General features: G+C 36.0%; 11 protein-coding genes. All 11 read right to left on the reverse strand.

Going from position 1 to position 14,418, the window contains the following annotated elements; genetic code table 11:
* Positions 1-190: 190 nt before the first annotated feature.
* The 11 genes from ACM6HU_RS25100 to ACM6HU_RS25150 all read right to left on the reverse strand — a co-directional run bounded on the left by ACM6HU_RS25100 (position 191) and on the right by ACM6HU_RS25150 (position 14,284).
* Entirely contained in the window at positions 191-796 is a 606-nt protein-coding gene (locus ACM6HU_RS25100; RefSeq protein WP_016113902.1) for a DUF1648 domain-containing protein, read from the reverse strand.
* Positions 797-886: 90 nt separating this feature from the next.
* Positions 887-1,810: an RluA family pseudouridine synthase gene (locus ACM6HU_RS25105; RefSeq protein ID WP_016113901.1), complete on the reverse strand. Its 924-nt coding sequence runs from the start codon at positions 1,808-1,810 to the stop codon at positions 887-889.
* A 100-nt stretch (positions 1,811-1,910) separates the two neighbouring features.
* Positions 1,911-2,327, reverse strand: coding sequence for a hypothetical protein (locus tag ACM6HU_RS25110; RefSeq protein ID WP_016113900.1), 417 nt, complete (start codon positions 2,325-2,327; stop codon positions 1,911-1,913).
* Positions 2,328-2,673: 346 nt separating this feature from the next.
* The gene (locus ACM6HU_RS25115) at positions 2,674-4,869 is read right to left on the reverse strand and encodes an MMPL family transporter (protein WP_016131258.1); all 2,196 of its coding nucleotides are present in this window, start codon (positions 4,867-4,869) and stop codon (positions 2,674-2,676) included.
* Between the two features lie 324 nt (positions 4,870-5,193).
* Positions 5,194-5,841: a phosphatase PAP2 family protein gene (locus ACM6HU_RS25120; RefSeq protein ID WP_016113898.1), complete on the reverse strand. Its 648-nt coding sequence runs from the start codon at positions 5,839-5,841 to the stop codon at positions 5,194-5,196.
* Between the two features lie 410 nt (positions 5,842-6,251).
* Positions 6,252-7,301, reverse strand: coding sequence for a spermidine/putrescine ABC transporter substrate-binding protein (locus tag ACM6HU_RS25125; RefSeq protein ID WP_003196038.1), 1,050 nt, complete (start codon positions 7,299-7,301; stop codon positions 6,252-6,254).
* 35 nt (positions 7,302-7,336) lie between these two features.
* Positions 7,337-8,137 carry a spermidine/putrescine ABC transporter permease PotC gene (gene potC / locus ACM6HU_RS25130; RefSeq protein WP_016113897.1) on the reverse strand — a complete coding sequence of 267 codons (801 nt, stop codon included), beginning with the start codon at positions 8,135-8,137 and terminating at the stop codon, positions 7,337-7,339.
* 6 nt (positions 8,138-8,143) lie between these two features.
* Positions 8,144-8,989, reverse strand: coding sequence for a spermidine/putrescine ABC transporter permease PotB (potB, locus tag ACM6HU_RS25135; RefSeq protein WP_016113896.1), 846 nt, complete (start codon positions 8,987-8,989; stop codon positions 8,144-8,146).
* The gene (locus ACM6HU_RS25140; protein ID WP_016113895.1) at positions 8,986-9,969 is read right to left on the reverse strand and encodes an ABC transporter ATP-binding protein; all 984 of its coding nucleotides are present in this window, start codon (positions 9,967-9,969) and stop codon (positions 8,986-8,988) included. Before ACM6HU_RS25140 ends, potB begins: the two co-directional genes overlap by 4 nt.
* 235 nt (positions 9,970-10,204) lie before the next feature.
* Positions 10,205-11,572: an aldehyde dehydrogenase gene (locus ACM6HU_RS25145; RefSeq protein ID WP_016113894.1), complete on the reverse strand. Its 1,368-nt coding sequence runs from the start codon at positions 11,570-11,572 to the stop codon at positions 10,205-10,207.
* A gap of 324 nt (positions 11,573-11,896) precedes the next feature.
* The gene (locus tag ACM6HU_RS25150) at positions 11,897-14,284 is read right to left on the reverse strand and encodes an immune inhibitor A domain-containing protein (protein WP_016113893.1); all 2,388 of its coding nucleotides are present in this window, start codon (positions 14,282-14,284) and stop codon (positions 11,897-11,899) included.
* Between the last annotated feature and the right edge of the window lie 134 nt (positions 14,285-14,418).

Consider the following 14,418-nt stretch of genomic DNA (forward strand, 5'->3'; position numbering starts at 1 on the left):
ATATATAAGGAGTCTCCTATTACAGAAGACTCCTTTTTTCCCTCTATTCGCGAGCAGTAAGACCCCCACCTCAAAATCCAGCGAAAACAAGACGTTAGGTTTTGGGATCAACTGCCCGTAAAAGCCCGATTGATGAGGGCTGATAATCAGCGGGGGAATAAAGAAGCCTCCCACTGATTAAAGTTTTACTTTATGTTTCATAATTTTCTAGTATATATGAATACAAAATACAACACATAAAAGCAATAGACCCACAGCTAATCACACCGATTAGTAGATAAAATCCCCATTGTAGTTTCAAAAACAAACAAATTAATATGATAAGCGACATGTATTGAAAAATACGCTGACTAAACAAACGTATTTTCTGTAACACAATCGGCTCCTCTTCTTTTTTTCTTCCTTTTTTAAATCCTTTACTAACCATAAAAAGAAACCCACTAATCCCTATTATAAGACCCGTTTGAAATGGTATATCTATTCCAGTGCCAATAGCAAGAATAAACATATGAATAAATAATAAAAATAGCGATACATTCTCTTTAAATCTCATTACAATATAGTGGTCATTCTCATTCAACTTATATACGTAACGTGAGATTATATACAACAGACCATGAAAAAAAACAATAAGACAAGGAATAAATAATACCACAACTTGCTTCCTCGCATATTCATTTGGTTCACCATTCTGATTCCAGTGCACCGCTAGATAATTCGGTAAATTTGGATATAGAAACAACGTAAATAGAAGGCCAGCAAGAAATATACCCATAATATATTTATATCTTACCAAGTAATCTTCACCTCTCTTTTCTATTTACGGCTTCGGTTTTCACAAAAAATTTCCTGCAAAAAATATCTTTCTCAACTAAACAGAAAAACTTTATTTATTCGACATTTTAAAAGATTCCATGATGTTATTTAAATAGCTAGGAAGTGGAACCTCTACTGTTAACTCTTCTTTTGTAATTGGATGTAAAAAAACAATCCGCATAGCATGTAAGGCTTGACTTGACATATATGTGGATTGTCCACCATATAACGTATCACCAATCAGTGGATGACCACTATGACTCATATGAACGCGAATTTGATGTGTTCTTCCTGTCTCTAATTGTAATGTTACAAGCGTTACATCTTGATGCTTAAAATATTTCTCTACCCGATAATGCGTTACCGCTTGATCACCTTTTGGAGACACACGACGCCTCGTTGCATGATGTCGATCTCTTCCAATCGCTGCGTCAATTATCCCTTGCTTCTTTTTTACTTTCCCTTCAACCAATGCCAAATACGTTCTTTTAATGTTACGCTCCATTAATAACCGATCCATAATAGCACCAGCTATCCCATGTTTTGCAAATACAACGCCACCCGTTGTATCTTTATCTAATCGATGAATATGCCGTACTTTCGTCTCCACACCTTGCATTTGTAAATGAAAAGCAACAAAGTTTGCAAGTGTTCCTGTTCCACCTTTGCTAGAAGGATGCGTATCCATATGCACAGGTTTATTTACAATTAATACGTGATCGTCTTCAAATATCACTTCTAAATCACCGAACTCCGGCTGGACACCATATTCTTCCTGGATAAACATATGAACTTGCAATTTATCTCCTTCTGCTAAAGGTTCACTCCATCGTTTTCGTTCTCCATTGACGATGATACCTTTTTCCATACGAAGTTGATGTAATAGTTTTTTGGGGACGCCCCATTCTTCTTTTAACAAAGAATCAATGCTGATACCGCTCCATTTAGCAGGAACCGTAATTTCGCACCATTCTCCCTTTCTTTTCATTTCCATGCTTTATCCACCTTATTTCTATTGATTCTACTATTGTAACGGAAAATGATTCATTATGCATTGTTTAAAGCAAAAGACAGTCTACATAATAGACTGCCCTCTAAGCACGTAATTTCTTTATTTCTCGTAACATTTGTTCTGCTTTTTGCTCATAAGATAAATCTTTAAAAAAATCTGCTAATCGCTTGTAGTCATTGTAAGCATCTAATAAATCATCTATCGTTTCTTCCTGAGAAACTTTTGGCTTCGATTTCATTTTCACCGGGTACCGATAACCGGACATCTCATGTATTTTATAATATTCTTCCTCCACTTGAATTACTTTCACAAGTTCCTCTTCTTCAGCATCCATTGTGTACCCATCAAATTCCCTCAGTAATTCATAAATAATATGAGTCCATTCATCTTTTGGGTAAAACCCTTTTTCTAGTCTATAGCCGACAATGCGATACATGTGCCCATCATTTTCTGCAAACTGTACAGTATCATTTAACTTAAATTTAAAATAGCGAAACATTGTCTTCACCTGCTTTTATATGTATTGTTCTTACCACATACTATTTGCAAAAAGAGGGTGATGCTATTCATAAAAAAGCGCTCATCCTATAAGAGAAACTGCTAAAAAACTTTTCTTTTTGGGTGAGAGGGAGGATCCGATCATGCACAGAGGCGGTTAGTACCTTTTTTCGCCCCATGCCGTGTAAAAAAAGGGAGGAAATGAGAGGAAATCCGCTTTTGTGTTCATATCCGCGATTGATATGTCAGTAAATCAAAATGAATATATATGGAAAGAATGGCGGATCAAAAAAGACCACTGAAAAACTTCCGTTTTTCAGTGGTCTCTCTACAAGATGAGCGCTTTTTTAATCCGATGATTTTACTTTTTTCTTTCGAAACGGCAGCCACCAGTTCCAATCTCCGAACATTTTCATTAAACTTGGTACAAGCATAAGTCGAATTATTGTTGCATCAAGAAAAATAGCAAGTGCCACACCGAGTCCCATTTGCTTTACTGGTAAAATATCAGTAAATGCGAATGCTCCTGTTACAACAATCATAATGAGAGCAGCTGATGTAATGATACGACTCGTTGATACAAGTCCTTCTAACGTTGCCGTATCATTATCTCCTGTCTCTTCATACAATTCATGAATACGAGAAATAAGAAATACTTCATAATCCATACTTAAGCCGAACACAAGGCCGAATATAAAGATTGGTAACACGAATAAAACTGAACTTTCTTCCAATCCAAAATGTCCACCTTCAAATAGCCAAATCACAATACCAATGGTTGCACTTAAACTAAGTACATTCATCACAATGGCCTTAATTGGAATAAGTATAGATCGGAATGCAAAGAGCAAAATCAAGAAAGTGGAACCGAATATGACGGACATCCCAACCACAACTTTATCTTTAATTTCATCCTCTAACTCTTGTTGAAATGTTGTCATACCACCTAAATAATACGTAATACTGTCATCTTTATACGTGTCTTTAAAATCACGAACCCATTGCTTCGCAGTTTCCGTTCTCGGCTTTGTATCCAAGGAAATTTGAAGAGTTGTTTTATTTCCTTTTGTATATGCTTCCAGTACAGGTTCCACTTGCGTACGCTGTGGGGATTGTAACAATGTAGCAAGCTGTTCAGGTTTCATACCGTTTAGTTCATCATATAGACTTTTTACTTTATATACATGCTTATCTTTTTTCAGTTTTCGAATAACATCTTCTAACTTCTGTAAATTTTCTTTCTCTATGACATTACTTTTCATCTCTAGTACTAGCGTAACATCAGCATGTGTTTTTACAATTTTGTTAAATGACTCTTCATACCTTTCATATGCAATTCGTGTATCACTTTTCTCTGGCAATGCTTCTACACCAGGAAATTGCAGATTAGCAGTGCGAAGCGGCAACAAACAGACAATAATAAACAATGTAACAACGATAATCATCATAATAGGATGCTTCATAACAAATTGAGCGAACTTACGCCACATATTTGAAGTGCGAGGTGCAGTTTGATCCCTTTTCAAGATTCGCTTCCCTATTAACGATAACAATGCCGGAAGAAGTGTAAGTGAAAATAACATACTCATTACAACAACAATCATCCCGCTAATCGCAACAGACTGAATATAATCAATTTCAAAGAAAAACAAACCGGATAAACCAACAAAAACACATAACCCTGAAAATACAATAGCACGCCCCGCTGTTTGATATGTGACAGCTATCGCCTCTTTTACTGTCCGATATGCCACTTCCTCTCGAAACCGATTCACAAACAGCAATGCAAAGTCAATTGATAGCGCAAGCCCAATCATAGGTGCAACATTTAATACAAAAATAGATAACTCTTTATCTACACCAATAAAATATAAAATGCCCATTGTACTAATAACACTCAGCGCCCCATTTAAAATCGGCAAGATTGAAGCAAGCAAGCTACCGAATGAAAATAGTAGTACAAGAAAGGCAATTGGCAATCCGATCATTTCTGCTACTTTCAAATCATTTTGTGTTCGCTCATTAATTTCTTCATTAATCTTTGGAAAGCCTGTTGGTGATACTTTCAAAGTATCGTTACTTTCCTTTTCTATTTCTTTTGCAAATTGTAATGTCTTTTCATTCCGTTCTTTACTTGTTTTCCCGGAAAATAAAATTGTCGCATACGCAATATCGTCTTGTAACATTTCCTTATTTTCTAATGGATGATGGAATGAATCATACGTTTCTTTCGTTTGAATTCTTGTTGTAATGTCTTCGATTCTTTTTTGAAAATCCTCTTTTGAGATTCCTTTATTCTTCTGGAAAACAAGAAGGAGCGTATCTTGAGACTGTTTAAAATCTTTATCTAAAATTGCTTTTGTCGTTTGATAGTCTCCTTTTGTTTGGAAACCATCGCCCCCTAATACCCCTGGAAGTTTTGGTGCGAAAATGCCGAGTGCTATCGCTAACAAAACTAATGTAATTATGACTGTATAGCGAAGTTGATAAAGAAAGCTACCGAATTTCCCCCATTTATCTATTTTATGTACATTTGTCTTCACACATCTTCACCTACTTTATATAATTAGTGAATCTTTCTATATAAATCCATTTTAATTTTCCGACATATAAGTTGCTGCGATGAAGAACAAAAAGTGACCGCTACTTGTTTTCTCTTTCTGTTTTCATTTGGCATGGGGCTGAAAAAGGCTCTGACCGCTTTTATCCACGGACGTATCTTCTCTCCTACTTAAAAAATGGTTTATGTCGGTTTTTTCATTTGGATTTATATATATTTTAGCACATATTACCATAATCAATTAGAGATTTTAGTATGAAAAAAAACGTCCGAAAAACCCAGTAATCTGAGCCTTTTCGCACGTGTCTCATCTCTCTTGATTCGTTTCAAATCGCTCTGAAAATAAACGATGAAAATAAATAGCGATAATTAATGCAATGCCACTTAAACAATAGCCGGCTAAAATATCAGTCGGATAATGTACAGATAAAATAATTCTACTTAATCCAATCCATAAGATTAGCAGTGCCATCGCAATCGTAATAACAACTTTCCCAGCCACATTTTTTACGTTTGCAGCAATGATATAAGCAAGAAATCCATACGTAATCATTGATAGCATAGCATGGCCGCTTGGAAAACTATATCCAAGGGCATCAAGCGCTTCATTTAAACTCGGACGGTCTCTTTTCATAATTTCTTTTATTCCTTTATTTACAAGATGTGTTATTAACACAGCCATAGGATACACAATCATCGCTGCATAGTAACGTTTCTTCCAAAACACGAACAGACTAAGAATAAGCGTGCTTATAATCCCAATTGCAGATCCTATTTTTGTAAAATATGTAAAAAAAGCAAGTGAACTCTCTGTTTGTAATCCTCTTACAAAATCTTTCACATATATATCAAGTGTTGTTACACCATCTGCTTGTACTCTCCAAGCAATGAGAGCAAATGCAGCAAACAACAAGAGAATACAAGCGAGCTCATATCGATGTAATTTTCGTTTCAAATTTTTTCCTCCTATTATGAAAAAATGCGGTTCCTATTTAGAAACCGCATTTTATTATATATCCAGTTTGTTTTTCCAACACATAAATCGCGGCTATGAAAATAAAAAGGAATCTCCACTCATTTTCTCCCTTTGTTTTCACGCGGCATGGGACTGAAAAAGGATCTGACCCCTTCTATGCTCGGCCGGACCCTCTCTCCCGCCTAAAAAATTAGGTCTTCTGTCGTTTTTTTAATCTGTGTTTATATATTTTTGATTTCCAACATATAAGTTACGGCCATGAAAACAAAAGGAGATTTCCACTCATTCCCTCCTTCTGTTTTCATACCGCATGGGGCGAAAAAAGGATCTGACCGCTTCTATGCCCGGCCGGACCCTCTCTCCCACCTAAAAGATTCAGTTTTATGTTTCTATTTTCCTTTTGTTTTTAACTCTGTCCAGTAACGATCATACTCTTTTAATTTATTGTCTACATCAACAAGCCACTCTGTACGAGCTAATTCGTCTTTCGATAAGAAAATCATGTGATTATCACGATACTCTTTACTGTGAAGTTCCCATGCTTTTTCATTTGGATTACTATATCCAATGGATTCATAGTTTTTCACACTTACTTTTTCATCCATTAAGTAGTTCATAAACTTCTCGGCAAGATCTTTATGTTTCGCACCTTTTGGAATTGCTAATGTATCCGCCCAAATTGTACCGCCTTCTTTTGGAACAACATACTCTACATCTTTATTATCTTTTGCAATGAACGCTGCATCTCCAGACCAGACTGTTCCAATCCAAGCATCCTCTGTAATAAACTTTTGTTTAATATTATCTGTATCAAATGCAAGTAAGTTAGGAAGTAATTTTTGCAAGTCAGCAGCTGCCGTCTTTAACTCTGCATCATTTTGTGTGCTGTTTGAAAATCCGTTCTTTTTCAGACCCACTCCTAACACTTCACGAGAATCATTTAATAAAGTAACATGTCCTTTATATTTCTCATTCCATAAGTCGCTCCAACTTGTTGGCGCTTCTTTTACATACTTTTTATTGTAAGCAATTCCTGTTACACCCCAAGTGTATACAAGTGAGTATTTATTCTCTGGATCAAATGAAGGTGTTTTAAAATTTGAAACAAGATTTTTTACATTTGGAATGTTCTTCTTGTCCAATGGCTCTAATAAATCCATTTTTGCCATCGTTTTAACCATGTAATCTGACGGTTGAATTAAATCATATTTTGCACCGCCAGCTTGTAATTTCGCAAGCATTTCTTCATTACTTGCGTATTTATCATAGTTAATTTTCACGTTATATTTTTTTTCAAAATCCTTTAACACTTGCTCATCAAAGTTATCAGCCCAGCTATAAATATTTAGCTCTTCTTTCTTTTCACCACAGCCAGCAAGTACGCCGGCAACAAGACTGAAGCTAATTGCTGCACCAGCTATTGTTTTCATCCATTTCATCGATTCATTGCCTCCTCGTTCTTTATAATTCTCTCTTATAATGGAAGATGTCCTCCAGAGTTTTCTTCACCATCTGCACCTTTATTACGGAATATTTCCGATGCAACCATTAATCCAACAATAACAACAATTAATATTGTAGAAAGAGCATTAATTTCAGGTGTTACTCCGCGTTTCACCATACTGTAAATATATAATGGCAATGTTGTTGATCCTGGTCCAGACACGAAGAAACTAATCACAAAATCATCGATTGATAATGTAAATGTTAATAATGCCGCTGAAATAACCCCAGGTGCAATTCCTGGAAGCGTTACATAACGAAACGTTTGCCATGGGGTTGCACCTAAATCATTCGCCGCTTCTTCTAAATCACGTCCCATACCAGAAAGACGTGCTGCTAAAATCACAACAACAAACGAAATACTAAATGTAATATGTGCAATAATAATGGTAACTTGTCCAAGTTCCATCCCAATTTGACTAAATAAAATGAGTAATGATAATCCCATTAAGATATCTGGAATTAGAATCGGTAAATATACAAGACCATTAATTGCTCCTTCAAAACGATATTTATAACGATGTAATGCAACAGCAAAAATCACGCCAAGAACCGTTGTCACAACTGTCGTCACGATTGCAATTGTAATACTATTTACAAATGCATCAATGACATCTTGCTTTTGAAACAAATCTGTATACCAATGGAAGGTAAATCCTTCCCATTCTGCGTTAATACGCGAATCGTTAAAAGAATATACCATTAGAACCATCATTGGAAAATACAAGAACAATAAAATCAACCAAGAATAAGATACTAAAAACTTCTTCATCTTTGTCTATTCCCCTCCGTTTCCGTATTTATATACTTTCGTTGCACGATAATATAAGTAAATTAACAGAACAGAGAACAGAACAACAATCATTGATAATGCAGATCCAAATGGCCAGTCACGCGCACCTAAGAATTGGTTTTGAATCACGTTTCCGATCAATGCTACTTTTGATCCACCCATGACGTCTGATACAACAAACATTCCGATAGATGAAACAAATACTAGAATCGAACCAGTAGCGACCCCTGACATCGTCATTGGCAATGTCACATTCCAAAATGCCTTCATTGGTGTTGCCCCTAGATCATATGCTGCTTCTAACTTACGTTTATCAAGCTGCTCAATCGCTGCATACACTGGTAAAATCATAAATGGAAGTAAAGAATATACCATTCCTAATATTACAGATGGTGTATTATATAATAAATTTAAAGGTTCATTAATAATGCCTAACTTCAGCAATAATGTATTTACAAGACCTTGTGAACGTAAAATAACAATCCATGCATATGAGCGCACAAGAAAGTTAATCCAAAACGGAATCGTTGCTAATAATAGAAGAATAGAACGATATTTACGATCAACAATTGTAATTGTATATGCAAATGGATAACCAATGAGTAAACAAAGTACTGTTGTAATAACTGCAATTTTCACTGTTTCCCATAATGTATTCATATACAACGGATCAAACACGCGCGATATATTATCTAATGTAAATTGCATTTCCACTGTCCCGTATGCTCCGCGCTGTAAGAACGCAAATGCTAATACGAATACAAGCGGAAATAAAAAGAAGATTAGCAACCATGTAACTGTAGGTAATGCGAGTAGTTTCCCTTTTTTCAATTTAAGGTCACCTCATCCTCTTGCTCCCAGCCTACATATATATTATCACCGATACTCCACTGCGCTGCTTCTTCGGCAGTTTGATATGCCATTAATAGTTCTGATGTTTTTTCATCGCGTACATAAAGCTTTTCCATATTTCCAACAAATTCAACATCTTCAATATGCCCAAGATGGTATTCTTTTAAAATCGGTTGCTCAACCGAACGTATTTTTACATTTTCAGGGCGCACTGCTACGTAGCTTTTCCCATTTTTTATAATATTATTTTCACCAATGAACGTCGCAACAAACAATGTTTTCGGTTCTTTATAAATTTCCTTTGGCGTTCCGACTTGCTCAATATGTCCTTTATTCATAACAACAATTCGATCACTCATACTCATTGCTTCTTCTTGATCATGTGTTACATAAATGAACGTAATTCCTAAATTACGCTGCAAATTTTTCAATTCACGCTGCAAATCTTTTCTCAACTTAAAATCAAGCGCTCCAAGTGGTTCATCCAGTAATAACACACGCGGATTATTTACGATTGCTCTTGCAATTGCAACACGCTGTTGTTGTCCACCAGAAAGTTTTGTAGGCTTACGATCACGGAATTCAAGGAGCTGAGTTAAGCGCATCGCTTCTTCTGCACGTTCTTTTTGTTCTGCCGCTGATACTTTTTGCATCTTCATACCAAAACAAATATTTTTCTCCACCGTCATATGTGGAAATAATGCATAATGCTGGAACACTAGGTTCATATGACGCTTATAAGGTGGTAAATCGTTAATTCTATCCTCGTCAAGTAAGAGATTCCCTTTTGTAGGAGTTTCAAAACCTGCAATCATACGAAGTAAAGTTGTTTTACCACACCCACTCGGTCCAAGAATTGTTAAAAATTCTCCTTCTTTAATATCTAAAGAAAGAGGTGGTATAATCACTTGATCTCCAAAATGTTTTTCTACTGCTTCAACTTTAATAATCTTTTTCATTTTCCCGTCCTATCTACCTCAAATTTTTAATCTTTATATTCATGAATAAATATTAGTTTTCTATCAATTCTTTTGTTTCGATCCAAACAAAAACGATTGTTTAACAGCGTCCTTAGCTATTCTTTATGTAGTATGTTTGATTCATTTTCCCATGATACATATGTCGAACAGAAAAACCCCTTCAGGTGAGAAGGGGTTTTTATCATACGGCTACGCCTACTGATAAACACCATCATCATTTTAACAACTTTCGTATGAATTTTAAAGCACTTTTTGTAGAAGAATAACGAATTTTCATATCAAATACTGTAGATTGGGACAAAATGCTTTTATAGTGTGAAAATGTGCGAAAACTTTGTTTTCCATGATAACTTCCTAATCCACTGCTCCCAACACCACCAAAGGGTAGATATGGCGTAGCAAGATGATATACAACGTCATTTATACACCCACCGCCATATGAGATATTACGTGTAATTTGTCTTTGAATTTCTTTACTCTCTGAAAATACATATAAAGCTAATGATTTAGGTTGTCGCTGAATTCTTTCAATGATGTCTTCTATTTTCTCATACTCTATAATCGGCAAAATTGGACCGAAAATTTCATCTTCCATAACGGAATCCTGCCATGTAATATTCGTTACAATACTAGGCTCAATATGCAGCGTTTCTTCATTATATTTCCCACCAATTTCCACCCTGCCATCTTGTAAGAAAGAACATAATCTTTCAAAATGACGTTTACTGACAATCCGAACGTAATTTTCATTTTGCAGTGGTTTTTCGCCATATTGATTTTTAATTTCAATTCGTAGTGCTTCAATAAATTGTTCTTTTACAGAAGAATGAACATATATGTAATCAGGCGCAACACATGTTTGTCCCGCATTCAAGAATTTCCCCCAAACTATGCGCCTTGCTGCTATTTCTAACTTTGCATCATTATGCACAATACATGGGCTCTTTCCACCAAGCTCTAACGTAAGGGGAATCAAACTTTTAGCTGCCGCCTCCATAACAATTTTACCCACTCCAACGCTACCGGTGAAAAAAATATAATCAAACGGCTCTTTTAACAGTGCTGTACTCTCCTCAATACCGCCTTCAACAACCGCAACAAGTTCAGCCGGAAATAACTCTTGTAACATATTTGCAAGAAGACTAGAAACATTAGGTGTCAATTCTGACGGCTTTAATACAACCGTGTTTCCAGCGGCTATTGCCCCTACAAGGGGTGCAATCGCAAGTTGAAAGGGATAATTCCACGGAGCCATTATAAGAGTAACACCGTAAGGCTCTGGAACGACTTTCCCCTTCGAACCAATGTGTGTAAGTGCTGTACGAACGCGCTTTGGCTTACTCCATGAAGAAAGATGTTTCATTAAAAAGGAAATCTCCTTTAATACGTATCCAACCTCTGTCGTAAATGATTCATGATCTGATTTATTTAAATCCAATTTTAACGCTTGAAAAATATCAGATTCAAAACGCTGAATCCCTTCATATAATCTTTTTAAATGTTGCTTTCTTTCTTCTATATTTCTTGTGTGACCTTTATAAAAATATGACTTTTGCTCGTTCACAATAGAAGTGATATCCATCTATTATCCCTCCTTCTATATTTACATTGCTATTTCAACATATACATTACTGTTACGAAAACAAAAAGTGACCTACACTCATTTTCTCTCTTTGTTTTCACTTGGCATGGGGCAGGAAAAAGATCTGACCGCTTCTACGCTTGGACGGATGCTCTCTATCACCTTAAAAAGGGTTTATATTGGTTCTTCAATATATATTCCACCTTTTACTTAACATTTTCCTATTCTTAAAGTTTAATTATATACGAGTTTGCATTTCATATAAAATACATTTGCTCATAAAAAAAGCTGTTGAAAGGAAAACCTTCAACAGCTTCTTCATAATTAACGATATAAGCGAACTGCACCTGCAGACTTATCATCCGATTGGCCAACTACTTCAAATTTCAGGCCAAGTTTTGGTAAAATGCGTCCTGCATCTGGAATTTGCTTATTAATATAAGCTTTAGAATCGTCGAACTTCGCAACACCTGGTAGTCCACTGTATTCAAATGTTCCACGAGGTTGTGATACAACTTTCCATGCCGGTGTTTGATCGAAAGAGAACGCTGCATCAGCAATTTGATAACGTGTGCTATCTTTAAATGTTGGCTTACCATTTAAAGTTCCTGCAATTGCTTCAGGATGAGAATCAACTACACCAAGGAATCCGTATCCTGGATGCACGCCAACCCAGTTATCTGTATAGCTTGAGTCTGCATACCATACAACCATACCTGTGTTATATACTGGACCGCGAGCATATTTTAACGCTTCGTCAGCACCAGCATAGTTTCTCCACTCTACATAGTAGTTGTGCTTTTTCTTTTCAATTCCATTAGAAGCAATGAAGCCATCTAGTTTGAATTTTGGTGTACCTTCTGCATCATCAGAGAATACAACATTACCATCTACTGTTAATGTTGCATTATCAAGAGTAAATCCATCTAATGCTAAACCACCATCCGTAATATATTCAAATACAAGCTTCACTTTCTTACCTTTAAATTGGCTTAAATCATAAGATTTGTCTACCCATTTTCCAAGAGTGGTATCTGCACCACCTTTTACATTTTTATTACCAATTGTATCGATTAATGTTTTCGATCCATCTTCTGCTACTGCATGTACTTCTAAGAAATCATAGTCTGTTTCAATTTCATATAATGATTTGTAATCAAACTTTGCATTTGTTGCATTTGTTAAATCAAATAAAGGTGTTTCTAATGTTGTATGAAGATCATCACCTTTTGTACTATAGTAGTACTTCTTACCAAACGCAGGTTGAATTCCTTTTACATCTTTATCCGGTAAATTAACACGGATCATACCTGGACGAGCCGTTTTTGTTACACTTTGATCTAGGTATGTTGCATAACCAATTCCTCGGTTTAACTTCTCATAATCTAATTCCACAATATTCGCCCAGTTTCCACCAATTGTTTTTTGGAAGAACTCTTTGTTTTGCGGAGAGAAACTTGTTGGCGTTGTTCCAGCAATTTCACCAGCCCAGCTACCACCACTCATAATAGACCATGACTGAACTGGCTCGCCGCCGCCAGAATATTTTGTATCATACTCATCTGGAAGACCTAAATCATGACCATATTCATGCGCGAATACACCGACCGCTCCATCTTCTGGTTCAATTGTGTAGTCAAACGCTGCCATTTTGCCATTCCAGTATGGTACTTTTGATTTTGTACCTTCTATTTCATATGGTTTTTGACCAACTGTCCAACGATGTGACCAAATTGCATCATCACCCAATTTACCGCCACCAGCTTCTTGTCCAACACCAGCATGGATAACCATTAAGTGGTCGATCAAGCCATCTGGTTGATTTTGATTGCCATCTTTATTTACATCATATTGATCAAATTGATCGAATTCTGATAAATCAAGACCGCTATCTACCGCTGCTTTTAATGCATCTTTGATCAGGTCACGAGGTCCTAGTGGGCCTTTATTATCATGGCCGTCTCCAGCATCTGCACCGTAATCAGACGCTTTACCTGGAACTGTTAACCACTTTGTAACCGTTCCATCTACTGTATAGCTACCGCCAGATTGTTCTTCATAATATTTCTTAAATGTTTCAATGCTTGTCCCATCTTCTAATTTAAATGGTTCGTTACCAAATAACATTTTTTGATAATGTTCTTGGTTAAAATCACTAGAATACATATAACCAGGCTCTTTATCGATATTATTATGTTTGAAATCAGCATACTCTACAAGTAAAACAAGTACTTTGTCTTTACGAACGTTTCCATTATACTCTTTTGCCTTTGCAGAAGTAGTTGGCACTTTACCATTTAATGCGCCTTTAACGGGAACTGCTCCAGCTTCATTTCCATTTGCTGGTGTTTCTAATTTTTCTTTTGTATCTGCCTTTGCATCTTTAACCTTCTTCAGGAAATCAGACGCTTCTTTTGTAACAGAATCCCCAGTCGTTTCTTCTTTTCCAGGTTTGTCACCCTTCTTTTTCTCTACATACTTTTCGACAGCTTTCTTTGTCTCTTCATTTGAAGCTGATGAATCAATTACTCCTCGGTTTTTAAGAGCATTAGCTAAGCGCTCTTCTGGAATTAAATGATCATCAATCGGGCTTGTAGGTACTGTTTTTGCAGGTGTTTCTGCATAAACAGACTGGCTACCAGCCCCAAACGAGCAGCCAAGAACAGCTGCTACAGCAAGTGTTGATAACACTTTAAACGGTTTCTTTTTCATCCCTTTTTTCCTCCCCCAATAAAATATGTACCAATATTTAGATAATAATAAAAATTCAGTAACTTTTCAATATTTTGTTTGATTTTGTGCTATTTTGTAACTTTTGTAACACGTTTGTAAAAATAACATATTTT

The organism is Bacillus sp. IT-79MI2 (genome assembly GCF_949768135.1).
Taxonomy (GTDB): Bacteria; Bacillota; Bacilli; order Bacillales; family Bacillaceae_G; genus Bacillus_A; species Bacillus_A pseudomycoides.